Raw genomic sequence first — 23,041 nt, 5'->3', positions numbered from 1 at the left:
TTCCGCGGGGGTAAGTCAGAACAGCTACCGTGGTTTGGTCAGAGTAGGTGCTAACGCTGAAAATGCAAGAAACTTCTCGCAGTGCGACAGCCTATTGCTGGGCGATAAGTGTGGCGCTCATACTTTCCCTTATATGGAAGTCAACAACGAATCGGCTATTGTTGAACACGAAGCCACTACCTCCAAGATATCCGAAGATCAGATTTTCTATTGTAACCAACGGGGTATCTCTACTGAAGATGCCGTTGGGTTGATTGTAAACGGTTACGCCAAGGAAGTGGTCGATAAATTACCAATGGAATTCGCGGTGGAAGCGCAGAAGCTGCTTGCGGTGAGCCTGGAAGGCGCAGTGGGATAAGCGACAAGGAGAACGTCATGCTGGAAATTCGCAATTTGCACGTGTCCATCGGCGACAAGCCCATCCTCGCCGGCATCGACCTCGCGGTGCGCGCAGGCGAAGTGCACGCCATCATGGGCCCCAACGGTTCCGGCAAGAGCACGCTCGCCCAGGTGCTGGCCGGGCGCGAGGGCTACACCGTGACCGCGGGCAGCGTGCGCTACCTGGAGCAGGACCTGCTGGCGATGGCAGCGGAACAGCGCGCCCGCGCCGGGGTGTTCCTCGCCTTTCAGTATCCGCTGGAGATCCCCGGGGTGGCCAACGTGCAGTTGCTGCGCACCGCGCTCAACAGCGTGCGGCTGCAGCGCGGCGAACCCGAGCTCGACGCGATGGACTTTCTCGATACGGTGAAAAGCAGGCTGGCGCTGCTCGGCATGGACGAAAGCCTGCTTTATCGCGCGGTCAACGAGGGCTTCTCGGGCGGCGAGAAAAAACGCAACGAAATCCTGCAGATGGCGGTGCTGGAACCGCGCCTGGCCATACTCGACGAGACCGATTCCGGGCTCGACATCGATGCCCTGAAGACCGTGGCGAACGGCGTGAACGCCTTGAAGAGCCCGGCGCGCGCAGTCATCCTGGTCACCCACTACCAGCGCCTGCTGAACTACATCGTGCCCGACCGCGTGCACGTGCTGGCGGGCGGACGCATCGTGCGCTCCGGCGACGCCAGCCTGGCGCTGGAGCTGGAAAATCGCGGCTATGGCTGGGTGATCCCCGAAGCGCAGGCGGAGGCGCGGCCATGAATACGCAGACTGCCAGCCGCTACCGGCACGCGCTCGACGCCATCGCTGCGTCGGCCGATCGTCTCGCTTCGCGCCGCCAGGCGCTGGAGCGCTTTCTTGCGAGCGGGCTGCCGACCGCGCGTGAAGAGGACTGGAAATACACCTCGCTCGCCTATCTCGAACAGACCGAATGGCATGCCCCGGGGCATGTGCCGGAAACCGTTGCGAGCGAGGATTATCCGGGAACGCTGTTGCGATTCGGCAATGGCCGGCTGGTCGATGCCGATCCGCGCGTGGTCCAGGCGCACAGCCTTGCCGCGCACGCCGACGCTGCGCCCGTGAGCCGATACCTCGGCCAGCTTGCCGGCAGGGTATCGAGCGGCACGGCGCTGGCCCGGATCAACAGCGCGCTGTGGCAGGACGGACTGTTCCTGCACGTTCCCGCCCGCAGCACGCTGCCGCCGCTGTTCGTGGTGCACAGCGCCAGCGAGGCCGACGCCATGCTGCACGTGCGCAACCTCGTGGTGCTGGAAGCCGGCGCCGAGGCGGTGCTGGTGGAGCATTACCGGGGCAGCTCCGGCCTCCCCTACTGGAACAACCCGGTCAGCGAGATCGTGCTGGGCGAGGGCGCGCGGCTGACCCACCTGAAGCTGACCGAGGAAAGCGCGGCCGCTACCCATACCGGCCTGGTCGCGGTGCGGCAGGCGCGCGACAGCCGCTACCATGCCCTGTCGATCAGCCTCGGCGGCCGCCTGGCGCGCCACGACACCTGGGTGAGCTTGGATGAACCCGGCGCCGAATGCCAGCTCGACGGCCTTTTCATCGCCGATGCGCGGCGCCACATCGACCAGCATCTGCATGTCGAACACGCCGCGCCGCACACCGCCAGCCGCCAGACCTGGCGCGGCATCGCCGCGGGGCGCGGGCGCGGCATCTTCGATGCGCGCGTGGTGGTGCAGCCGGGCGCGCAAAAGACCGACGCACAGCAATCCAGCCGCAATCTGCTGCTCTCGCCGCACGCCGAAATCGACGTCAAGCCGCAACTGGAAATCCATGCCGACGACGTCAAGTGCGCACATGGCGCGACCGTGGGCCAGCTCGACGAAGCGCAGCTGTTCTTTCTGCGCAGTCGCGGCATCGCCGCCGATACGGCGCGCGCAATGCTGCTGCGCGGGTTCGTCGCGGAAGCGCTGACGCTTGCGGAGCGCTGCGGCCTCGCCGGCTGGCTGGAGCCGCATCTGGCAGCCGCGCTGCCGCTACCGGAAAAGGAGCACACAGCATGACGGCCGATCAGCGCAGCCTCTACGAAGAGGTCATTCTGGAACACAACCGCCATCCGCGGCACTACCCCAGGAATCCGCGCGGCAGCACCCACCATGCGCACGGCTTCAACCCGCTGTGCAACGACGAGGTCCAGGTGCATCTGAAAGTGGCGGACGGCACGATCCAGGACATCGGTTTCGAGGGCGCCGGCTGCGCCATCTGCATGGCCTCCGCCTCGCTGATGGCCGAAGCGGTCATGGGCCAACCGCTGGATGAAGCGCAAACCCTGTTCCGCCGGGTGCATCGCATGCTGGCGGAGAACGGCCCGGCGGAAGGCGTGGGGAAGCTGCGCGTGCTGGAAGGCGTGCATGCGTTTCCCATGCGCGTGAAATGCGCGACGCTGCCCTGGCATACCCTGCAGGCCGCGCTCGAACAACGGACGGAAACGGTGTGTACCGAAGGCCCCTCCCCGTTCTGCCCGCAACCTTCCTTGCCCTCGCCGCAGCCATGACCGCCCCGGCGCGCCTGGCCGCGGAAGGCCCCGATCAAACCGGACTGCGCGAACGCGTGATCGCCGCCCTGCGCACGATTTACGATCCCGAACTGCCGGTCAATATCTACGACCTGGGCCTGATCTACGCGCTCGACCTCGACGCCGGCGGCCGCGTCGACCTCCGCATGACGCTCACCGCTCCCGGCTGCCCGGTGGCGCAGAGCTTTCCCGCGCAGGTCGAAAAAACTGTCAGGGCGGTAGCGGGCGTCAGCGATGCGCACGTCGAAATCGTCTGGGACCCGCCGTGGGAACCAGGCCGCATGACTGAGGCTGCGCGCCTGCAGCTGGGGCTGGTGTGATGGCCGACTGGGTGAAAGTGGCGCGCATCGAAGCGCTGCCGCCGGGCAGCCGCCGCGTCGTCGATGTCGACGGCGTGGCCGTGGCGGTGTTCAACCTCGATGGCGAGTATTGCGCGATCGAGGACACCTGCACCCACGATGGCGGCGAACTCGCCAGCGGCGAAGTCCGGGGCGACGAGATCGTCTGCCCGCGCCATGGCGCCCGCTTCAACCTGCGCACCGGCGCAGTCGCCGCTCCGCCGGCCTATTGTGCAGTGGCCACCTTTCCGCTCAGGATCGTGGCGGGCTGGGTGGAAGTGCGCGACGACCGCTGGGACTGAGCTTGGCGCCGCCCGTGCAGCGGGCGTATCGGCCCCCGATCCTTACAGGCCGATGAGCTGGGCATGCAGCCCCTGCTCCTGGATGCTGTGGAGAAGACTGGAAGCCCGGGTGGACTCCGAATCGTAGACCACCATGATCATGTGGGATTGTTCCGGATTGTGACCCACCGAAACCACGCCGGCGTCCCGGCGGATTCCCTCTTCGAGGCTGTGCAAGCTGTCCTCGTCGAGAGCTTCGTCGATGTGTACAAGCACTTCATTGAGTCTGGTGTCCATCATGGCCTCCTCGACGCGCCTGGCATGACAGCTGCCAATGGAGTTGTTTGCGCGTCTTGCTTCTACCATTCTAGTCAACTGCGCAGGTGGGGGGGGCTGCCAGCCGCATCGCGCTTGGGCCAGCGGGAATGGATAGACCGTCTTCAATTTTGCGCCTTCGAGCAGCGCCTGCGAACCTCAAGCAGCAAGTCGCAAAGATATCGCAATCCCATGTTTTACTTGTAACTTGTAACTTGTGTCTATTCCGGGCGCAGCGTCACATGGCGAAGATCAGCGCCAGGCCGGCGGTTGCGATGCCCGCTCCCGCCACCTGCACCGTGCGGCGGCCGGCCAGACTGCCGGCGATCCCCACGCCATGCAGGAAAACCGTGGCCAGCACGAAGCCCAGGGCATACGACACAGGCAACGCCGCCTGCGGCATTTCCAGCCCGTGGGCGTAGCCGTGGAACAGCGCGAAAACGGCGGCGGCCGCCATGCCGGCCGGCACCGCCCAGCGGCGCCGCGTGGCGATCAGCAGACCCAGCACCAGCACCGACAGGGCGATGGCGGTTTCGGCCTGCGGCAGTTCTCCGCCCGTCCAGGCCAGCGCGCCGCCCAGCCCCATCGCAGCGACGAAGGCCGCGGGCACGGCCCACAACGCCCGCCCGCCCTGCTGCGCCGCCCACAGGCCGACCGCGATCATGGCGAGCAGGTGATCCAGCCCCAGCAAGGGGTGGGTCAGTCCGCCGGTAAATCCAGCGAGCGTCTGGCTTCCGGTGTGCGCAGACGCGCCGCCCGCAAACAGGCAGAGAGTAGTCAGCACGATCAGGCGCGCAAGTTTCATCGGCTTCATTGCGTGTTCTCCATTTTCAATCGGCATTACTTTATTTTTACCTGCACCAGTTCCTCGCCATCCGGGTCGGTCACGTGCACGGCGCAGGCGATGCAGGGGTCGAAGGAATGGATGGTGCGCAGGATCTCGAGCGGCTGTTTCGGGTCGTGCATCGCGTGATTGTGCTGCAGCGCCGCTTCGTAGGCGCCCGGCTGGCCTTGCGCGTCGCGCGGGCCGGCGTTCCAGGTGCTCGGCACTACGGCCTGGTAGTTGCTGATCCTGGCGTCGTCGACAACGATCCAGTGCGATAGGCCGCCGCGCGGGGCCTCCATCAGGCCGACGCCCTGCATGTGCTTCGGCCAGGTCGACGGCTCCCAGTATTGCGCGTTGAAGGTGCGCACGTCGCCGGCCTTGATGTTGGCCATCAACTGGTCGAACCAGCCCTGCATGGCGTCGGCCAGGATCTTCGATTCCAGCGTGCGCGCAGCGGTACGGCCGAGGGTGGAATACAGCGCGTCGACCGGCAGGTCGAGGGTCTTCAAGGTCATGTCCACCAGTTCCCTGGCCTGGGCATTGCCGCTGGCATACAGCATCAGCACGCGGGCGAGCGGGCCGACTTCCATGGACTTGCCCCGCCAGCGCGGCGACTTCATCCAGGAATATTTCTGCTCGACATCGAGGTGTGCGTAAGGCGGCTTCGGCCCGGTGTAGCTGAGTTCGGTCTCGCCCTTGAACGGATGCAGGCCCTGTGCGTCGCCCTGGCTGTACTTGTACCAGGAATGGCTGACGAATTCCTGGATCTCGTTGTCCGCATCCAGATCGATCGGGTGAATCCTGGTCAGGTCGCGGTCGAGGATGACGCCGCGCGGGATGAGATAGGAATCCGGATTCCAGAAGTTTTCCGACGGCAGATCGCCGAACGACAGGAAGTTGCCCAGCCCTTCGCCGCGCCCTGCCCAGTCCTTGTAGAAACCGGCAATGGCGAGCGTGTCCGGTACGTAGACCTGGTCGACGAAATCGCGCATCTGGCGGATGACATTCTGCACCGTCTGCAGGCCCACCATGTTGAGCGCGGTCGCATCCTGGCCGCCGCCGCTGGTATGCACCGAAATAGCCGAGGGTACGCCGCCCACCACGAGGTTGGGATGCGGATTCTTGCCGCCGAAGATGGCGTGCAGCTTGACCACGTCGCGCTGCCAGGCGAGCGCGTCGAGGTAGTGCGCCACCGCCATCAGGTTGGCTTCCGGCGGCAGCTTGTAGGCGGGATGGCCCCAGTAGGCGTTGGCGAAAATGCCGAGCTGGCCCTGTTCGACGAAGGTCTTCACCTTCTTCTGCACCTCGGCGAAATAGCCGGGCGAGGATCGGGGATAGCCGGACAGGCTCTGCGCCAGCACCGAGGTGGCCTTGGGGTCGGCCTTCAGCGCCGACACCACGTCGACCCAGTCGAGCGCGTGCAGGTGATAGAAGTGCATCACGTGGTCGTGCACATGTTGCGCGGCGATCATCAGGTTGCGGATCAGTTCGGCGTTCCGCGGAATGCGGTAGCCCGGGATGGCGCGATGCAGCGCGTCCTCCACCGAACGCACCGAGGCGATGCCGTGCACCAGGGTGCAGACGCCGCAGATGCGCTGGGCGAAGGCCCAGGCGTCGCGCGGGTCGCGGCCTCGAAGAATGATCTCGATCCCGCGCACCATGGTGCCGGCGGAATAGGCGCGGACGATCCTGCCGTCGGCATCGGTTTCCGCCTCGATGCGCAGGTGGCCCTCGATGCGGGTGATGGGGTCGACGACGATGCGCTGTGCTGTGCTCATGGGGTCAGGTTCCTTCCGGGTTATGGCGCCATTCCCGGATCAGCTCGCGAATGGCCGCACACGCAGGTGGAATGGCGGCGGCGACGGCAGGCGTGGGGCGCTCGCCCCAGTCGACGACCGCGGGCTGGATCGCCAGCATCGCCCGCCTGTCCGGCCAGTGCCCGGCCAGCAGCGCGATGGCGCGCAGATCGGTCAGCCCGACTTCGTGCACCGAGGCCTTGCGATCGCTCATCAGGAATGCGTCCATCTCCTCCCCTCTCAGCAATGCCCACTCACCCGGCCTGGCTTTGATGTTGGCGGCATCGACGACGATCAGCGCGTCGGTTTCCTCGATCGGCCCTGCCAGGGTAAAAGAAAGGGTTCCGCCGTCGAGCAGGGTCACATCCGGCAGGTGCGCCAGCTCGGGTTCGAGTGCCTGCAGTACATGCACCCCCACGCCCTCGTCGGTGAGCAGGGTATTGCCGATGCCGAGCACGAGCGTTTTCATGAAATGAATCTAACAGCAGCTTTTGCCAATAACAACCGGGCATTTCACTCAAATGTCTGGTTGTTCACCCCCGTTTCTTAAATATTCATGTCCAGGTGCGGGGTGGGCCAATCGCTCTTATACTGGCCTGAATGTGGTTTCGGATTGCCGCCCATGTGCCTTGCCATTCCCATGCAGATCGAATCGATCGAAGGCTTTAGCGCCCGCTGTCAGGCCAAGGGCGTGTGGCGCGACGTCAGCCTGTTCATGATGCAGGACGAACCGCCCGCAGTCGGCGACTTCGTCATGGTGCACGTCGGCTACGCCATCCAGACAATCGCCGAGGCCGATGCCCGCACCACCTGGGAACTGCTGGACCGGATTCTGGAGGAAAGCGGTGCATGAGCTCGCCGTTGCCCAGGCGCTGGTCGAGCAGGTGGACGCCGTGATCGGTCAGCATCAGGCGAGCAGTGCCACCTCTATCCGCGTGCGCATCGGCCCGCTCGCCGGCGTGGTGCCCGAACTCCTTGCCAGCGCGTTTCCGCTCGCCGCCGCCGGCCGCCGCATGCAACACGCCGCACTAGAATTCATCCACGCGCCGATCCGGGTGCGCTGCCAGACCTGCGGCACCGAAACCGAGGCCGCGATGAATCGCCTCGTCTGCGGCGTCTGCGACGACTGGCACACCCAGATCATTTCCGGTGATGAACTCCTGCTGGAAAGCGTCGAGCTGGTAACGGATACCCCTCACCCTTCACCCCTTACCCCTCACCCACAAAATGTGTGACACCTGCGGCTGCAACCTCACCCCCGGCAACCGGCACCTCGCGTTCAAACCCGTCGCCAAGGGGGCGACGGCTGTTTCGGTGCTGAAGGGCCTGTTACAGAAGAACGACGACCAGGCGGGCCATAACCGCGATCACTTCGACCGCCGCGGCATCCTCGCGATCAACCTGATGTCCTCGCCCGGCTCCGGCAAGACCGCGCTGCTCGAAGCCACGCTCGCCGCGCTGAAGGACGAATTCACCTGTGCCGTGATCGAGGGCGACCTCGAAACCGAGAACGACGCCCTTCGCATCCGTGCCCAGGGCGTGCAGGCGCACCAGATCGTCACCGGCACCGCCTGCCACCTCGACGCGCATCTGGTGCACGACGCGCTGCACCAGATGAATCTCGACGGCGTCGATATCCTGTTCATCGAGAACGTCGGCAACCTCGTCTGCCCGGCGAGCTTCGACCTTGGCCAGCATCTCAACGTCACCCTGCTCTCGACCACCGAGGGCGACGACAAGCCGGCCAAGTACCCGGTGATGTTCCGTGCCGCCGACGCCATGCTGCTGACCAAGACCGACCTGTTGGCCGTGCTCGACGACTTCGACCCGGACAAGGCGGAAGCGCACCTGCGCAACCTGGCCAACCCGGCGCCGGTGATGCGGCTATCGGCGCGCAAGGATCTGGGCATGGATGTGTGGCTCACGTGGCTGCGCGAGCAACTCGGCGCCCAGCGCGCCCGTGTGGCGATCGGCCAGTCGCGCCGTCCCGCGATCCAGAGCGACGGCATGAAATATCACAGCGTGACCGCCTGATGAACGAGGCCCGCGCCTGGCTGGAAAAACTCCACGCCCTCGACTTCGACCGCAGGGTCAAGATCATGAACGTGTGCGGCGGGCACGAGCGCTCGATCACCCACGCCGGCCTGCGCGGCGCGCTGCCGGAATGGATCGAGCTCGTGCCCGGCCCCGGCTGCCCGGTCTGCGTGTGCCCCGAGGAAGACGTCTACCAGGCCATCCAGCTCGCGCTCAAGGACCGTGTCATCCTGCTCGCCTACGGCGACATGCTGCGGGTGCCGGTCAACGTGAAGAAGGGCGAGGTGCGTACGCTCGCCGAGGCGCAGGCCGCCGGCGCCGACGTGCGGCCGATCGCCAGCCCGCTCGATGCGAGGAAGATCGCGCTGGACAATCCCGGCCGCCCGGTGGTGTTCTTCGCCGCCGGCTTCGAGACGACCACGGCACCGACTGCGGCGATGCTCGCAGAGGGCGTGCCGGACAATCTCGCCATCCTGCTGTCCGGCCGACTGACCTGGCCGGCGGTGGCGATGCTGCTCGATAGCGACACGCCCGGCTTCGACGCACTGGTCGCGCCCGGCCACGTCTCGGCCGTGATGGGCCCGGCGGAATGGCGCTTCGTCGTCGACCGCCACGAGATACCCGCCGCCGTCGCCGGCTTTTCGACTGAATCGCTGCTGGCCGCCTTCTATTCGGTGCTGCGCCAGTTGCAGACCGGCGAGCGCTTTCTCGACAACTGCTACCGCGAGGTCGTGCATCCAGAGGGCAACCCGACCGCACAGCGCTTCCTGCGCGCGACGCTCGACGTCGTCGACGCCAACTGGCGCGGCATCGGCGTCATCCCGCAATCGGGCTACGCGCTGAAACCGCAGCTCGCGCAGCACGACGCGCGCACGCTGTTTCCCGACCACAGCGATCCCGAACGCCGGCGCGCCGGTGCGATGCCGCCCGGCTGCGATTGCGCGCAGGTGGTGCTCGGCCGCATCTATCCCAACCAGTGCCGCATCTACGGCCGCGCGTGTACGCCGCGCAATCCCGTCGGGCCCTGCATGGTGTCGGACGAGGGCGCCTGCCGCATCTGGTGGGCGGGCGGCGTGCGCGTGGCCGCCGATGCCTGAACGCGCCGCCCGCTTCATCACCATCGACGGCCGGGTGCAGGGCGTGGGCTTCCGGCCCTTCGTCCATCGTCTGGCGCAGGTCCACGGCATCACCGGCTGGGTGCGCAACGCCGACGGCGCGGTGGAAATCCACGCCGAGGGCGAGCCCGAACGCTTGCGGCAATTCGGCACGGCCCTGCTCGACGAGGCACCGCCGCTGGCGGCGCCCGGCCCGCTCGTCGTCGCGGACTGCGCGTTCGAGGCGGCCGCGGACTTCGTCATCCGCGACAGCGTGGCGACCGACCGGGCCGATGCCCATCTGCCGCCGGACGGCTTCGTTTGCGCCGACTGCCTGGCCGAATTGCACGACCCGGCCGACCGCCGCCATCGCTACCCCTTCATCAACTGCACCCAATGCGGCCCGCGCTACACGCTGATCACCGCGCTGCCCTACGACCGGCCCAACACGGCCATGCGCGATTTCGCGCTGTGTCCGGATTGCCGTGCCGAATACGAAAACCCGCGCGACCGCCGTTTCCACGCCGAACCCATAGCCTGCCCGGTGTGCGGGCCGCATCTGCGCTTCGTCGCCGACGGCGCGTCGCTCGCCGGCGACGAAGCCGCGCTCGCCGCCGCGGTCGCCGCATTGCGCGCCGGCAGGATCGTCGCGCTCAAGGGCGTCGGCGGCTACCACCTGCTGTGCGACGCGCGCAGGGACGCGGCCGTCGCCGCGCTGCGCGCGCGCAAACCGCGCCCGGCCAAGCCACTGGCCGTGATGTTTTATGACATCAAAGCGTTGCAGGCATCTGTTCATGTAACAGAAGAGCTTGCGGCGCGCCTGCAATCGCCCGAACGGCCCATCGTGCTGCTGCCCAGACGGGCGCATGGCGGGCTTGCCGAGGCCATCGCGCCCGGCCTCGCGGAAATCGGCTGCCTCTTGCCCTACTCGCCCCTGCACGCGCTGCTGCTCGCCGACTTCGGCGGGCCGCTGGTGGCGACCTCGGGCAATCTTGCGGGCGAACCCGTGCTGACCGACGCCGCCGAGGCGGAAGCCCGGCTCGCGCACGTCGCCGACGCCTTTCTGCATCACGACCGCCCCATCGTGCGGCCGGCCGACGATCCGGTGTACCGCGTGATCGCCGGCATCCCCCGCCCGCTGCGCCTCGGACGCGGCCTCGCACCGCTGGAACTGGAACTGCCCGCGCCGCTTGCCGAGCCGGTGCTGGCGCTCGGCAGCCACATGAAGAACACCGTGTGTCTTGCCTGGGGCAGGCGCGCCGTCGTCTCGCCGCACATCGGCGAGCTCGACAGTCCGCGCAGCCTCGACACGCTGGCGCAGACCGCGGCGGACCTGCAACGGCTCTACCGGGTCGAGGCGAAGCGCCTCGTCGTCGACCATCACCCCGGTTACGGCTATCGCACGTATGTACGCGACAGCGGGCTGCCCGTGTCCGAGGTCTGGCACCACCCCGCGCACGCCTCGGCGCTGGCCTGGGAATTTCCTGAAGTCGAAGAGTGGATCGTGTTCGCCTGGGACGGCGTCGGCCTCGGCGAAGACGGCACGCTGTGGGGCGGCGAGGCCCTGGTCGGCGCACCCGGCCGCTGGCGGCGCGCCGCCTCGTTCCGTCCGTTCCGCCTGCCCGGCGGCGACCGCGCCGGGCGCGAGCCGTGGCGCGCCGCCGCCGCGCTGCTGTGGGAGGCCGGCCTGGCGGCACCTTTCGCGCCCGAGCCCTTGCGCCAGGCCTGGGCGCAAGGGCTCAACAGCCCGTCCACCTCCTCGGTCGGCCGGCTGTTCGACGCAGCGGCCGCGCTGTGCGGTGTCTGCACGCATGCGCGCTTCGAAGGCGAGGCGCCGATGCGGCTCGAAGCGCTGGCCACCGCCGAAGGCCGCGCCGTAGCCCTGCCGCTGGCGCGCGATGCGCACGGCGTCTGGCGCAGCGACTGGGCGCCGCTGCTGCCGGTGCTGAACAACGCCGGCAGCACACCGGCCGCGCGCGCGGCGGACGTTCATCTCAGCCTGGCGCAGGCGCTCGTCGATCAGGCGACGCGCCTGCGCGAGGAAACCGGCATCGCCCACGTCGGCCTCAGCGGCGGCGTGTTCCAGAACCGCCTCCTGGCCGAGGCCGCGCGCGCGCAACTGGAAGCGGCGGGTTTCGCCGCGCGCCTGCCGCAACGTCTCCCGGTCAACGACGCCGGGCTGAGCTTCGGCCAGGCCATCGAATTCCTCTTCACACGAACCTGACCATGGACGACACCCGCATCCTGCTCGCGCACGGCAACGGCGGCCGCCTGATGCGCGAACTCATCGCCGACATCTTTGCCCGCCATCTCGGCAACCCGCTGCTCGATACCGACGCCGACGCCGTGGTGCTGCCGCGCATCGACGGCGAAATCATGCTCACGACCGACGGCTTCACCGTCGAACCGCTCGAATTCCCCGGCGGCGACATCGGTTCGCTGGCGGTGCATGGTGTGGTCAACGACCTGGCGGTGGCCGGGGCCGATCCGCTCTACTTCACCGTGTCCGCGCTGATCGAGGAAGGACTTGAAGTCGCCGCGCTCGACCGCTACATCGCCAGCTTTGCACGGGCCGCGCGGCAGAACCGCGTCGCCGTGGTAGCCGGCGACACCAAGGTGGTGCGGCGCGGCGAAGGCGGCGGGCTGTACCTGTCGGTCGCCGGAATCGGCGTGAAACGCGCCCGGACGCCGCTCGACGTCACGCGCATCGCGCCGGGCGACGCGGTGCTGGTGTCCGGCCCGGTGGGCGATCACGGCATCGCGGTGATGCTGGCGCGCGAGCAGTTCGGCCTGTCCGGCGAATTGCGCTCCGACTCGGCCTCCGTACTGCCGCTGGCGCAGGCGGTGCGCGACCTGCCGGGTCTGCGCTTCATGCGCGACCCGACGCGCGGCGGGCTTGCTACTGTGGCCCACGAGATCGCGCGTGCCTGCGGCCACAGCGTGATACTCGAACAGCGCGCGGTGCCGCTGCGCCCGCAAGTGGTGTCGGTGTGCGAAATGCTGGGCTACGATCCGTATTACCTCGCCTGCGAGGGGCGCATCGTCGCGGTGGCCGATGCGGCGGCGGCGGCGGAAATCCTCGCGCGCTGGCAGGCGCTGCCCGAAGGGGCCGAGGCCCGCATCGTCGGCCGCATCGAAACCGGCGCCAGCCGGGTCATCCTGCAAACCGAGCTTGGCGGCCGCCGCATACTCGACGAACTGGAGGACGACCCGCTGCCGCGGATCTGTTGAACCATCGGGAGAAATGCCAGCGCTTGCGGATTCCGCTGCCGGCAATCAGCCGGTCAGGGCTTGGCCTGCCGCCGGCAGCGGTCGGCCCAGACGGCGGCTTCCACCCGCGAACGCAGGTTGAGCTTTTTAAGCAGATGCTTGACGTGCACTTTCACAGTGCCCTCGGCAATCCCCATGTCCTTGGCGATCAGTTTGTTGCTCTTGCCGTCGACCAGGTGTTCGAGAATGCGGTTTTCCTGCTCGGTCAGCCCGGCTTCGGCCAGGCTGGCGGGACGGCTCTTTTCGCGCAGCGAAGCCACCAGCAGCTGGGTGAGGCGTGCGCTGATGGTGATCTTGCCGCGAGCGGCCTCGCCCAGTTGCTGCATCAGGTCTTCCGGTTCCATGTCCTTCAGCAGATAGCCGTCCGCGCCGGCCTGCAGCGCGGCGATCAGGTCTTCCGCCTGATCCGAAACGGTCAGCATGATGACGCGCGAATCGAGCCCGTCGTCCTTGATCGCTTTCAGCACCTCGACGCCGTTCATGTCCTTCATGTTGAGGTCAAGCAGGATCATGTCGGGTTGCAGGGCGCGGGCGAGCGCAATGCCCTCGGTTCCGCTGGGGGCTTCGCCCACGAAGCGGAATTCGGGCACCGCCTGGATCAGTTGAATCACGCCCTTGCGAAACAGCGGGTGGTCGTCGACGATCAGGATGGTCTGGGGGGCTGCCGAATTCATGAATACCTAGGCTTGGGCGGGATGGATCGGTATCGGGATTTTACGCCGGTTGTTCGGCGTGAAATGCAGGGCGACGCGGGTGCCGAACACAGGCAGTTTCTCGACCGTCAGTTGGCCGCCCAGATTTTTTGCCCGCTCTTCCATGATCGTCATGCCGTAATGATGCGCTCCCGCTGCCTGGCGGAACCCGATGCCGTCGTCGGTGACGGTGGCCAGAACCGATCCATCGTCGGCGCACGTCACTTTGACTTGCGCTTGCCGGGCCTGGGCATGGTTGAGCACGTTGGACAGGGCTTCGCGCACAATCTGCAGGGCATGGATTTCTTCGTTCGGGGTGAGCGTGCAGCCGGCCAGGTGGACTTCCAGCGTGATCGGAATGTCGCCGCGGCTGGAAAATTCGGCCACCGTGGTTTGCAGGGCGGCAGCCAGTCCCGCGCCATCGATGCGCAAGCGGAAGGTCGTGAGCAACTCGCGCAGTTGGCGGTAGGCACTGTTCAAGCCTTCGCGCAGTTCTTCCAGCACATTCCCGGCTTCGCCGCCGCGTTGCGGATCGTCCACCAGCGGCTTCAGGCGGCTGACCTGGATTTTCATGTAGGCCAGCGATTGCGCCAGCGAATCGTGCAGTTCGCGGGCCAGTGCGGCGCGCTCTTCCAGCAGGGGCAGCCGGCGGCTCTGTTCGGTGCGCCGCGCGGTGCCGATGGCAATGCCGATATGACGCGACAGCGCCTCCAGCAACTGGGTCTGCCATTGCGCCAGTTCCTTGCCCGGCGGCATTTCCAGTTGCAGCACGCCATAACGATGCTCGGTATCCATGAGCGGCAAAGATATCACGCGCCGGCCATCGCTCAGCGGATGCACGGCCAGCGCCTGATGCTTCAGGCATTCGACGCAGCTAATCAGGCCGCACTGGCCGGCATCGCCGCTGTTCGGCTGCAGGGTGCTGGCGATCACCCGCGCACGCGAGCCGCCGGCTTCCACCAGGCAGGCCAGCCCTTGCCCCACGCCGAGAACGTTTTCCAGATCCTTGAGCAGGATGACATAGGTGTCCGGCGCCACCGGGCCGTTGTAGAGCCGCGCGATGGAGTGATAGAGCAGTTCCAGCGAGCGGTTGGCGATGGTGAGTTCGGCGGTTTTTTCCGCCACCCGCGCTTCCAGGTCCCGATACAGTTTGGAAAGATCTTCGGCCATGTGGTTGAACGCCTGGCCCAGCCGCCCCAGTTCGTCGTTGCCGGTATGCTCGGTGCGCACCGCCAGGTTGCCGCGCCCGACATTGGCGGCGAAGGCGAGCAGGTCGCGCAGCGGCAGGATCAAATCGTTGCGCGCCAGATACAGGGTGAGCGCGCCGACCAGCAGGGTCATCAGCAAGGCGGCGCCGAGCACCATGCGCAACACCAGGATCTTGGCCTCGGTGTCGCGTTCGATCTGCTTGACCAGATCGTGGATCTGGTCGACGAACAGCGTGACCTCCCCGATCGACGGCACCTTGTCCGCCGCGCCGGACTGGGCATTCTCCGCCGCTGCCAGGAAGCGCGGTTTGATTTGGCCGTTCCAGACATCCCACACCGTCGCGTAGCTGCCGGACAAGGCCGTCTTGCTCTGCTTCGTCATCATGTCGGTGATGCGCGGATCCTGGAGGGTGGCCTCGAAGGTGTCGACCGCCCTGCGCAGCCGGACTGCGGCATCGGCGCCCTCCGGCAGGCGCGCCGACAAGGCAAGGCTGGTCATCTTGTAGGTTTGCATGCGCAGGCTGCCCGCCAGGTTGATCGCTTCGCCGCTGCCTTGCACCGATTCGGCGATAATGCCCGAACTCGCCATGCCAAGGATGGCGAAGCTGGCGATCAGCGCCAGCGCGCCGCCTAGCTTGAGCAGCAGCGAATGCTGCAGAAATCCGCGTTTTTTTTTCATGTCCGTCTTTCGTCAGGATGGATACCCGGGAATATTAAGGAGTACCTCTAAAGTGCACGGCTCGGGAGCCCCGTCGGGGAGACATGGCTATTCAACGTTAAAACAAGGCCTTAACACCGTACTCCCAGTGTCGTTCCGGGACAACACCCGTTTGATCGCGTGAGGGCCTGCAGAAGGCTATTTGTCGGGATCAATGGATTTGCATGTCTTTTTTTGCTAGAGTCCGACTGCGGCGTATTGTCGCAGTGGCGGGCGTTCACAGCCACGCCTTTTCGAACGATTCGGGTTGTTTTTTCTTTCCGCGAATCGATAGTCAGCGGTTAATTTTGATACATGGAGCCGGGCAATCATGACACAGGACGACGACATCAAACCACTCGACACCCAGCCTGACCTGGGCCGCCGCAAATTCCTGGGTACCACCGCACTGGTTGGTCTTTCCGGCGCTGGGCTTTCGCTGGGCCTGTCGGCCTGCAACAAGGAATCGGTCCCAGCAGCCGCTGCTCCGGACGCCTCGGCCGGGAAATCCGAGCACGGCAAGTACGAGGTGCCACCGGGCCAGCTCGATGAGTATTATTCATTTTCAAGTGGTGGCCATTCGGGCGAAGTGCGCATCTACGGGCTGCCGTCCGGCCGCGAACTGAAGCGCATCCCGGTCTTCAACATGGACTGCCTGGTGGGTTGGGGGGTAACCAACGAATCCAAGGCCATTCTCGGCACCAAGCCCAACGGTACGCCGAAATACACCACCGGCGACACCCATCACGTACACCAGACCTACGCTGACGGCACCTACGACGGCAAATACATGTTCGTGAACGACAAGATCCACGGCCGTCTGGCGCGCGTCCGCATGGACACCATGGAGTGCGACAGGATCCTCGAACTGCCCAACGTGCAGGGCTTCCATGGCACCTTCACCGACAAGCGCGATCCGGTCGATCCGAAAATCAATCACACCACCCGGGTGTTCTGCGGCGCCGAGTTCGCCACTCCGCTGCCCAACGACGGGCGCGATATGGATGACACCAGCAAATACAAGTCGCTGTTCAGCTGCGTCGACTCCGATTCGATGGAAATGCGCTGGCAGGTGCTGATCGACGGCAACTGCGATCTGGTGGCGACTTCCTACGACGGCAAGCTGGCAGCGACCAACCAGTACAACGTCGAGAATGGCATCCACTACGAAGACATGATGGCTGCGGAAATGGACGCCTGTCTGTTCTTCAACGTGGCCCGCATCGAAGAGGCAGTGAAGGCCGGCAAGGTGACCACCATCGGCGGCTCCAAGGTTCCGGTGGTAGACGGCACGAAAGCCGCCAACCAGGATCCGAAAACCGCCCTGACCTGCTACGTGCCGATTTCGAAGAACCCGCACGGCGTGAACATCAGCCCGGACGGCAAGTATTACGCCTGCTCGGGCAAGCTTTCGCCGACGGCTTCGGTGATCGAGCACGAGCTCGTGCTGAAATGGTTCGATGGCGACCTCGCCAAGCCGCGCGACGCCGTGGTTGCCGAAGCCGAAATCGGCCTCGGGCCACTGCACACCGGCTTCGACAACAAGGGCAATGCCTACACCACGCTGTTCCTCGATAGCCAGATCGTGAAATGGAATGTGGAAGCGGCGATCAAATCGTTCAAGGGCGACAAGAACGTCAAGGTGGTGGTGGACCGCATCGACGTGCATTACCAGCCGGGGCATGGTTTCACCTCGATGGGCGAAACCAAGGAATCGGACGGCAAGTATTTCATCTCGGACAACAAGTTTTCCAAGGACCGCTTCCTGCCCGTGGGCCCGCTCCATGCCGAGACCGCTCAGTTGATCGACATCAGCGGCGACAAGATGAAACTGGTGGCCGATCATTCGGTGTATTCGGAGCCGCACGATTCGATCATCGTCCGCCGCGACATCATCAAGACGCGCCAGATCTACAATCTGGACGACTTCCCTCACGCAGTGAAGGATGCGAAGGAATCGGGTGTCTTCCGCAACGGCAAAAAGGTAACGGTCAAGCTCACCAGCCAAGCTCCTGCCTTCAGTCTGCGTGAATTCAAGGTCAAGAAAGGCGATGAGGTCACCATCATCCTGACCAATCTGGACAAGGTGGAAGATCTGACGCATGCGATGGCGATTCCGAAATACGACATCAACTTCATCGTCAACCCGCAGCAGACCCAGTCGGTCACTTTTGTCGCCGACAAGCCCGGGGTCTACTGGTGCTACTGCACCAACTTCTGCCATGCCCTGCACCTGGAAATGCGCAGCCGCATGATAGTCGAGGCTTGAACGACCGCCCCATTCCCCGAATAAGCGGAATGGGGTATCGTTGCCGTGCGCCCACGGTAAACTGGGCGAATAAAATCTGCACCCGAACCGGCGCCGCAGGTTGGTTATGCTTGTTCGGGTCGATGTTCAGAGGCTTGCTGGTCTTCCCATGATTTATCCTGCCGGTTTTTTTGCCCGCTTTCTTGCAGCGCTTTACCTGTTTTGTACCTGGGGACTGGCCGTCGGCGGAAGCTATGAAGCGCCGCTGCCGGCACAGTTGTCCACCGACCCCGACCTTTGCGCCTACGTCCCCTGCAAGGATGTACTGCCTGGCGCCGACAGCTTTTCCCACCGCATGGGCAAGCCTGCTTATGTCGAGGCCTACCAGAGCAGGAAAGGCGGCCGCGGCGAGCAAGAAGGCCATGGCAAGAAAGGCGATCGGAAACTGATCGGTTACGTCTTTCTGTCCACGGACATCGTCGACATTCCCGCCTATTCGGGGAAGCCGGTGGTGACCCTGATCGGCATGGACACCAAGGGAATCGTCACCGGGGTCCGGGTGCTGCGGCATTCCGAGCCGATCCTGCTGCTGGGCATCCCCGAGCTGGAGCTCACCAAGTTTGTCAATCAGTATCTGGGCAAATTTGTCGGTTCCAAAATCGAAGTGGGCGCGGGCAGACCGGATCAGGGCATCATCGGCCTGGACGCCATCACCGGCGCCACCGTGACAGTGATCGCGGAAAACCAGGTCGTCCTGCGCAGCGGCCTGGCGGTTGCAAAGCAGGTGGGCATCATCGAACCCACCGTTCGCCCCCAGGCGAAGTTCAGCCCGGTCGAGGGTAAACTGGACTGGAACGCGCTGCTCAAGAATGGCGGCGTCCAGCGACTCAAGGTCGATACCGTGGCAGTCGGGATGCCACGCTCGGACCAGCCCTACATCGATATCCATTTTGGCTACCTCAATGCCCCTGCGGTGGGACGCAGCGTGCTGGGCGACGCCGTTTATCAAGGCCTGATGTCCCGCCTCAAGCCCGGCGAACATGCCATCTTCCTGATCGCCAGCGGCTTGGAGTCATTCAAGGGATCGGGCTTTGTGCGCGGCGGTATTTATGATCGGGTGCAGGTATCGCAGGATATGGATACCTTCACTTTCCGCGATCTGGATTATTTCAACCTGTATAGAATCGAGGCAGCCGGTGCGCCAGCCTACCGGGAATCGGCCATCTTCATCATCCGCTCGTCGACATTCAGCGCGGCCTACCCGTGGAATCTGGTGTTCCTGGCCAACAAGATGGATCCGCAGACGGGCGAACGCACCTTCGTCAACTTCGATCGCGAATACTGGCTGCCCGGCAGCTATCTGGAAGGCGGGCGCCCGAAAATCGTCAAGCCGGAAGCGACCTGGGTGACGGTGTGGAAATCGCGCAAGGTCGAGATCGTGCTGTTCCTGCTCTGGCTCACGGCGGCGGGAACGGTGTATGCGCTGCGCGACAAACTGGTCCGGCGCTCGACCATGAAGGACACGCGCTGGAAGGATTACCCCAAGTATTTTCTGTGGCTCACGTCGATCGGCTTCGTCGGCTTCTATCTGCTGGCCGTGCCGTCCATCACCCAGGTGCTGACCTGGTTCCACTCCATCCTGTTCGAGTGGAAGTGGGAACTGTTCCTGTCCGATCCGTTCATTTTCCTATTCTGGATTTTCATCATCGTCAGCGTGTTCTTCTGGGGGCGCGGGATGTTCTGCGGCTGGATGTGCCCCTACGGCTCGCTCGCGGAGATGGTCTACCATGTGGCCGGCAAGCTTGGGCTCAAGCGCTACCAGCGCCATCTGCTGCCGCAAAACTGGCATGACCGCCTGAAGTGGATCAAATACGGCGTTTTTGCGATTTTGCTTGCGGTGTCCTTCTATTCCATCGGACTGGCTGAAAAGCTCGCCGAAATCGAGCCATTCAAAACCACCTTCCTGGTGGGCGTGTGGAACCGCTCCTGGCCCTTCGTGACTTTCTGGACGGCCCTGATCGTGGCGTCCGCCTTTTTCGAGCGGCCGTTCTGCAAATACCTGTGCCCGCTCGGCGCCGCCCTGGCCGTCCCCTCCACGTTCCGCTGGTGGGGCCTCAAGCGCAAGCAGGAGTGCGGGCCGTGCAAGGCGTGTCAGGTGGGATGCGGCTCGCAGGCCATCGACGACAGCGGCCGCATCGATCAGCGCGAATGCCTGCTGTGCCTCGATTGCCAAGTGCTATATTACGACGATCACGCCTGCCCGCCGCTGGCCCAGGAGCGCAAGCGCCGCACCAAGGCCGGCGAGCCGCTGACCGCGATCGGGGCGAACGGCTATTTCATCCCCATCGTGCCGGTTGCCGCGGTCTCCGCCCCCGCCGCGGCGCGGCCGAGCCTGCCCGCCTTCATCGGCCAGGAATTCTTCGATCACCTGTTCCCCTGGAGCCGCAAGGTGTTCCGGCAGCCGATCCTGCTGCAGGCGATCACCTTCGCCCTGGCCGTGCTGGTGACCTGGGTCTGGGTGCTCGGCGCCGCTGGGCAGATCGGCCCCGGCATCGTGCTGGGCTGGTGGCTGGCCTGGAGCGTATATGAAATGGTGGTGCGCATGCGCTGCAAGCCCTACGTCAAGGACGGCCCGTGGTGGGGACGCAACCTGCGCCCGGCTTCGTGGGCCGACATGGCCTCCTACGTGGCGTTCAAGAACCTGCTGATCGCCGCTGCGCTGTTCCTGATCATGAAAGGCGCCGGCGTGCTGGACTACCTGCAAGGACTACCCGCGTTGCAATGGCTGTACTAGCTCGGGTCGGCGCGCTTTTCTGCCTGCTTGCCGCTGCTGCCAGCGCACTTGCCGGCGAACTGACGGTGCAGGCGGGGCAGTCCATCGCCGCTGCCATCGCGCGGGCTGCGCCCGGCGACGTGATACGGGTGGAACGCGGTCACTACCCGGAGCGGCTGCTGATCGACAAGCCCCTGACCCTGAAGGGAATCGATCGGCCCACACTGAGCGGTGGCTTCAAGGGCGACACTATCCGCATCATTGCCGAGGATGTCGTCATCGATGGGCTGATCGTGAGCGATTCGGGCGACAGCCTGCTCGAGCAGAATGCCGGCATCTACATCCATCCCGGTGCGCACCGGGCAATCGTGCGCAACTGCGACCTCAGCTACAACCTGTTCGGCCTGTGGATCGAGAAGGCCAACGACGTGCGCATCGAAAACAACCTCATCACCGGCAAGCGCGACTACCGTTCCTCCCAGCGCGGCAATGGCATCCAGCTCTACAACACGAATGGCGCGCGCATCGTCGGCAACCGCATCAGCTTCGTGCGCGATGCGATCTATGTCGACGTCTCGCACCATGCAATCTTCCGCGGCAACCGCCTGCACCACAGCCGCTACGGCACGCATTACATGAATTCCTACTACAACCTGTGGGAAGACAACGACTCGTACCACAACCGCGGCGGCCTCGCGCTGATGGAAGTGCGCAACCAAGTGGTGCGCAACAATCGCGCGTGGGCCAATTCCGACCACGGAATCATGCTGCGGACGATCCAGGACGCGCTGGTGGAGAACAACGTGGTAGCCGGCAATGCCCGCGGATTTTTCATCTACGATGCCGAGTACAATACCCTGCGCGGCAATCTGGTGATCGACAATATCGTCGGCATGCATGTGTGGGCCGGTTCCATCAATAACCAGATCGAACGCAACGATTTCATCTCCAACCGCGAGCAGGTCCGCTATGTGGCTGCACGTGACGTGATCTGGGGTGCCAGGGAAGGCAATCACTGGAGTAATTATCTTGGCTGGGATCGCAATGGCGACGGCATAGGCGACGTCCCTTACGAAGCCAACGATGTGGTCGACCGGCTGTCCTGGCGCCATCCGATGATGAAATTGCTGCTTGCAAGCCCGGCCGTGCAGACTCTGCGGATAGTGGGGCAGCAATTCCCGCTGTTGCGCGCGCCCAGCATCGTGGACCCGAAACCGCGCATGTATCCCGACCATAAAGACTGGAGAAACTGGCTTGGCAAGTATTTCACCGGCGCCCGCTGACGTGCGTCCCGCTTCGAAAGCCGAAACCGTCGTCGTCACACGTGGCGTCACCAAACACTATGGCGCCGTGCATGCGGTCGACGGCGTCGATCTCGAAATCGCCCGCGGCGAGTTGTTCGGACTGATCGGCCACAACGGCGCCGGCAAGAGCACCCTGTTCAAGATGATGCTGGGCCTGATCCCGCTCACCTCGGGCGAGATTCTCATCGACAATGCGTCGGTGTCGGGCAGCGGGTTTCGCGCGGTGCGGCGCAAGATCGGCTACCTGCCCGAAAACGTCGTGCTCTATGAAAACCTGACCGGGCTGGAGACCCTGCAGTTCTTTTCACGGCTGAAAGGCGCCCCCCTGCAGGATTGCGCCCCGACCCTGGAGCGCGTCGGACTTACCCATGCAGCCAGACGGCGCGTGCGCGAATATTCCAAGGGCATGCGCCAGCGCCTCGGCTTTGCCCAGGCCCTGCTCGGCCGGCCGCAGATCCTGTTTCTCGACGAGCCGACCAACGGCCTGGACCCGGAAGCGATCCGCGGGTTTTACGCGATTCTGCGCGGGCTCAGGGCGGAAGGGGTGACGGTGGTGCTGACCTCGCACATCCTGACCGAGATCCAGGAACGGGTCGACCGCCTCGCGATCATGGCCGCGGGCAAAGTCCAGGCCATCGGCAGCGTCCAGGCATTGCGCGAGCAGATGGATCTGCCGCTGTGGTTCGACATCCGGATCGCGTCCGAACATTTTGACGCAGTACGCTCCGCGCTCGGCCATCTGTCGATCAGTGCCATCGAAGCCCACGACGACCACGTTGCGGTGCAGTGCCGGCGCGAAGCCAAGATGGCGGTGCTCGAAGCCCTTGCCGCGCTCGACGGCAAGGTGCTCGACCTGCATGTGCGCGAGCCCTCGCTCGAAGACGTGTTCTTCGGATTTTCCGATTAAAGGGGGCGCTGATGGAATTCAGACAAATCGGCATCATCGCTGGCAAGGAATTCTGGGACCGCATCCGCAACCGCTGGGTGCTCGCGGTGGCGCTGGTGTTTACCGCGTTCGCGCTGGCCATTGCCTACTTCGGCGGCGCCCAGCAGGGCGCAGTGGGATTCCGCTCGATCGAATTCACCATCGCCAGCCTGGTCAGCCTGGTGATCTACCTGATTCCGCTGATCGCGCTGATCCTCGGCTTCGATGCCATCGTCGGCGAACGCGAACGCGGCTCGCTCGATCTGCTGCTGTCGATGCCGATCACCCGCTTCGAACTGCTGCTGGGAAAATATCTCGGCCTGGCC

23 protein-coding genes are annotated in these 23,041 nt (G+C 64.9%); 17 read left to right on the top strand and 6 right to left on the bottom strand.

Annotated features, from left to right (window positions below; genetic code table 11):
• The 6 genes from Q0L94_RS13730 to Q0L94_RS13705 form a co-directional block, all read left to right on the top strand.
• A partial coding sequence (locus Q0L94_RS13730; protein ID WP_296754090.1) for a SufD family Fe-S cluster assembly protein occupies positions 1–358 on the top strand: 358 nt, incomplete at its 5' end.
• A 17-nt stretch (positions 359–375) separates the two neighbouring features.
• The gene (gene sufC, locus Q0L94_RS13725; RefSeq protein WP_296754087.1) at positions 376–1,140 is read left to right on the top strand and encodes a Fe-S cluster assembly ATPase SufC; all 765 of its coding nucleotides are present in this window, start codon (positions 376–378) and stop codon (positions 1,138–1,140) included.
• A complete protein-coding gene (gene sufD / locus Q0L94_RS13720) occupies positions 1,137–2,402 on the top strand; it encodes a Fe-S cluster assembly protein SufD (protein WP_296754084.1) in 1,266 nt (421 codons plus the stop codon). The genes sufC and sufD overlap by 4 nt, the downstream gene beginning before the upstream one ends.
• Positions 2,399–2,893, top strand: a complete 495-nt coding sequence (gene sufU, locus Q0L94_RS13715; protein WP_296754082.1) for a Fe-S cluster assembly sulfur transfer protein SufU — start codon at positions 2,399–2,401, stop codon at positions 2,891–2,893. Before sufD ends, sufU begins: the two co-directional genes overlap by 4 nt.
• A complete protein-coding gene (locus tag Q0L94_RS13710; protein WP_296754079.1) occupies positions 2,890–3,234 on the top strand; it encodes an SUF system Fe-S cluster assembly protein in 345 nt (114 codons plus the stop codon). Before sufU ends, Q0L94_RS13710 begins: the two co-directional genes overlap by 4 nt.
• Positions 3,234–3,554 (top strand): non-heme iron oxygenase ferredoxin subunit, encoded by a 321-nt coding sequence (locus tag Q0L94_RS13705; RefSeq protein WP_296754078.1) that lies wholly within the window; start codon positions 3,234–3,236, stop codon positions 3,552–3,554. The genes Q0L94_RS13710 and Q0L94_RS13705 overlap by 1 nt, the downstream gene beginning before the upstream one ends.
• Before the next feature lie 42 nt (positions 3,555–3,596).
• Here the strand turns inward: Q0L94_RS13705 and Q0L94_RS13700 are convergent, their stop codons facing one another.
• The 4 genes from Q0L94_RS13700 to Q0L94_RS13685 form a co-directional block, all read right to left on the bottom strand.
• Complete coding sequence (locus Q0L94_RS13700) at positions 3,597–3,833, bottom strand: hypothetical protein (RefSeq protein WP_296754075.1); 237 nt, start codon at positions 3,831–3,833, stop codon at positions 3,597–3,599.
• A gap of 253 nt (positions 3,834–4,086) precedes the next feature.
• Positions 4,087–4,662, bottom strand: a complete 576-nt coding sequence (locus Q0L94_RS13695; RefSeq protein WP_296754073.1) for a HupE/UreJ family protein — start codon at positions 4,660–4,662, stop codon at positions 4,087–4,089.
• 26 nt (positions 4,663–4,688) lie between these two features.
• Positions 4,689–6,452 carry a nickel-dependent hydrogenase large subunit gene (locus Q0L94_RS13690; protein ID WP_296754070.1) on the bottom strand — a complete coding sequence of 588 codons (1,764 nt, stop codon included), beginning with the start codon at positions 6,450–6,452 and terminating at the stop codon, positions 4,689–4,691.
• Between the two features lie 4 nt (positions 6,453–6,456).
• Positions 6,457–6,939: a HyaD/HybD family hydrogenase maturation endopeptidase gene (locus Q0L94_RS13685; RefSeq protein WP_296754067.1), complete on the bottom strand. Its 483-nt coding sequence runs from the start codon at positions 6,937–6,939 to the stop codon at positions 6,457–6,459.
• Between the two features lie 153 nt (positions 6,940–7,092).
• On the opposite strand from Q0L94_RS13685, the gene Q0L94_RS13680 reads away from it, so the two are divergent.
• The 6 genes from Q0L94_RS13680 to hypE are packed head-to-tail and all read left to right on the top strand — an operon-like array spanning position 7,093 to position 12,829.
• A complete protein-coding gene (locus Q0L94_RS13680; RefSeq protein ID WP_296754065.1) occupies positions 7,093–7,323 on the top strand; it encodes a HypC/HybG/HupF family hydrogenase formation chaperone in 231 nt (76 codons plus the stop codon).
• A complete protein-coding gene (locus Q0L94_RS13675) occupies positions 7,316–7,705 on the top strand; it encodes a hydrogenase maturation nickel metallochaperone HypA (protein WP_296754063.1) in 390 nt (129 codons plus the stop codon). Before Q0L94_RS13680 ends, Q0L94_RS13675 begins: the two co-directional genes overlap by 8 nt.
• Positions 7,698–8,504 (top strand): hydrogenase nickel incorporation protein HypB, encoded by an 807-nt coding sequence (gene hypB / locus Q0L94_RS13670; RefSeq protein ID WP_296754059.1) that lies wholly within the window; start codon positions 7,698–7,700, stop codon positions 8,502–8,504. Before Q0L94_RS13675 ends, hypB begins: the two co-directional genes overlap by 8 nt.
• A complete protein-coding gene (hypD, locus tag Q0L94_RS13665; RefSeq protein ID WP_296754057.1) occupies positions 8,504–9,601 on the top strand; it encodes a hydrogenase formation protein HypD in 1,098 nt (365 codons plus the stop codon). Before hypB ends, hypD begins: the two co-directional genes overlap by 1 nt.
• A complete protein-coding gene (gene hypF, locus Q0L94_RS13660; protein ID WP_296754054.1) occupies positions 9,594–11,822 on the top strand; it encodes a carbamoyltransferase HypF in 2,229 nt (742 codons plus the stop codon). The genes hypD and hypF overlap by 8 nt, the downstream gene beginning before the upstream one ends.
• A 2-nt stretch (positions 11,823–11,824) precedes the next feature.
• Positions 11,825–12,829: a hydrogenase expression/formation protein HypE gene (gene hypE, locus Q0L94_RS13655; protein WP_296754051.1), complete on the top strand. Its 1,005-nt coding sequence runs from the start codon at positions 11,825–11,827 to the stop codon at positions 12,827–12,829.
• 53 nt (positions 12,830–12,882) lie between these two features.
• On the opposite strand, the gene narL is transcribed toward hypE, so the two are convergent.
• A complete protein-coding gene (gene narL, locus Q0L94_RS13650; protein WP_296754049.1) occupies positions 12,883–13,542 on the bottom strand; it encodes a two-component system response regulator NarL in 660 nt (219 codons plus the stop codon).
• 6 nt (positions 13,543–13,548) lie between these two features.
• A complete protein-coding gene (locus Q0L94_RS13645; RefSeq protein ID WP_296754046.1) occupies positions 13,549–15,447 on the bottom strand; it encodes a histidine kinase in 1,899 nt (632 codons plus the stop codon).
• A 349-nt stretch (positions 15,448–15,796) separates the two neighbouring features.
• Here Q0L94_RS13645 and nosZ point away from each other — a divergent pair, with 349 nt between their 5' ends.
• The 5 genes from nosZ to Q0L94_RS13620 all read left to right on the top strand — a co-directional run.
• Entirely contained in the window at positions 15,797–17,734 is a 1,938-nt protein-coding gene (gene nosZ / locus Q0L94_RS13640) for a TAT-dependent nitrous-oxide reductase (RefSeq protein ID WP_296754044.1), read from the top strand.
• Positions 17,735–17,882: 148 nt separating this feature from the next.
• Complete coding sequence (locus Q0L94_RS13635) at positions 17,883–20,507, top strand: 4Fe-4S binding protein (protein ID WP_296754041.1); 2,625 nt, start codon at positions 17,883–17,885, stop codon at positions 20,505–20,507.
• The gene (locus Q0L94_RS13630) at positions 20,495–21,769 is read left to right on the top strand and encodes a nitrous oxide reductase family maturation protein NosD (protein ID WP_296754039.1); all 1,275 of its coding nucleotides are present in this window, start codon (positions 20,495–20,497) and stop codon (positions 21,767–21,769) included. Before Q0L94_RS13635 ends, Q0L94_RS13630 begins: the two co-directional genes overlap by 13 nt.
• Positions 21,741–22,697 carry an ABC transporter ATP-binding protein gene (locus Q0L94_RS13625; RefSeq protein WP_296754036.1) on the top strand — a complete coding sequence of 319 codons (957 nt, stop codon included), beginning with the start codon at positions 21,741–21,743 and terminating at the stop codon, positions 22,695–22,697. The genes Q0L94_RS13630 and Q0L94_RS13625 overlap by 29 nt, the downstream gene beginning before the upstream one ends.
• 11 nt (positions 22,698–22,708) lie before the next feature.
• Positions 22,709–23,041: ABC transporter permease subunit (locus tag Q0L94_RS13620; RefSeq protein WP_296754034.1), on the top strand; the 333-nt coding region annotated here is incomplete at its 3' end.

It is taken from the genome of Thiobacillus sp., assembly GCF_024708915.1.
Note: the sequence above shows the minus strand (reverse complement) of the source record. Positions and strands in the feature narration are given on the sequence as shown.

What these genes read in the sequence shown, in the direction of transcription:
- hypD (WP_296754057.1), top strand. Translation starts at nt 8,504, where the DNA reads ATGAACGAGGCCCGCGCCTGGCTGGAAAAACTCCACGCCCTCGACTTC.
- Q0L94_RS13690 (WP_296754070.1), bottom strand. Translation starts at nt 6,452, where the DNA reads ATGAGCACAGCACAGCGCATCGTCGTCGACCCCATCACCCGCATCGAG.
- narL (WP_296754049.1), bottom strand. Translation starts at nt 13,542, where the DNA reads ATGAATTCGGCAGCCCCCCAGACCATCCTGATCGTCGACGACCACCCG.
- sufD (WP_296754084.1), top strand. Translation starts at nt 1,137, where the DNA reads ATGAATACGCAGACTGCCAGCCGCTACCGGCACGCGCTCGACGCCATC.
- Q0L94_RS13710 (WP_296754079.1), top strand. Translation starts at nt 2,890, where the DNA reads ATGACCGCCCCGGCGCGCCTGGCCGCGGAAGGCCCCGATCAAACCGGA.
- Q0L94_RS13700 (WP_296754075.1), bottom strand. Translation starts at nt 3,833, where the DNA reads ATGATGGACACCAGACTCAATGAAGTGCTTGTACACATCGACGAAGCT.
- hypF (WP_296754054.1), top strand. Translation starts at nt 9,594, where the DNA reads ATGCCTGAACGCGCCGCCCGCTTCATCACCATCGACGGCCGGGTGCAG.
- sufU (WP_296754082.1), top strand. Translation starts at nt 2,399, where the DNA reads ATGACGGCCGATCAGCGCAGCCTCTACGAAGAGGTCATTCTGGAACAC.
- sufC (WP_296754087.1), top strand. Translation starts at nt 376, where the DNA reads ATGCTGGAAATTCGCAATTTGCACGTGTCCATCGGCGACAAGCCCATC.
- Q0L94_RS13705 (WP_296754078.1), top strand. Translation starts at nt 3,234, where the DNA reads ATGGCCGACTGGGTGAAAGTGGCGCGCATCGAAGCGCTGCCGCCGGGC.
- hypE (WP_296754051.1), top strand. Translation starts at nt 11,825, where the DNA reads ATGGACGACACCCGCATCCTGCTCGCGCACGGCAACGGCGGCCGCCTG.
- Q0L94_RS13630 (WP_296754039.1), top strand. Translation starts at nt 20,495, where the DNA reads ATGGCTGTACTAGCTCGGGTCGGCGCGCTTTTCTGCCTGCTTGCCGCT.
- hypB (WP_296754059.1), top strand. Translation starts at nt 7,698, where the DNA reads ATGTGTGACACCTGCGGCTGCAACCTCACCCCCGGCAACCGGCACCTC.
- Q0L94_RS13635 (WP_296754041.1), top strand. Translation starts at nt 17,883, where the DNA reads ATGATTTATCCTGCCGGTTTTTTTGCCCGCTTTCTTGCAGCGCTTTAC.
- Q0L94_RS13685 (WP_296754067.1), bottom strand. Translation starts at nt 6,939, where the DNA reads ATGAAAACGCTCGTGCTCGGCATCGGCAATACCCTGCTCACCGACGAG.
- Q0L94_RS13695 (WP_296754073.1), bottom strand. Translation starts at nt 4,662, where the DNA reads ATGAAGCCGATGAAACTTGCGCGCCTGATCGTGCTGACTACTCTCTGC.
- nosZ (WP_296754044.1), top strand. Translation starts at nt 15,797, where the DNA reads ATGACACAGGACGACGACATCAAACCACTCGACACCCAGCCTGACCTG.
- Q0L94_RS13645 (WP_296754046.1), bottom strand. Translation starts at nt 15,447, where the DNA reads ATGAAAAAAAAACGCGGATTTCTGCAGCATTCGCTGCTGCTCAAGCTA.
- Q0L94_RS13680 (WP_296754065.1), top strand. Translation starts at nt 7,093, where the DNA reads ATGTGCCTTGCCATTCCCATGCAGATCGAATCGATCGAAGGCTTTAGC.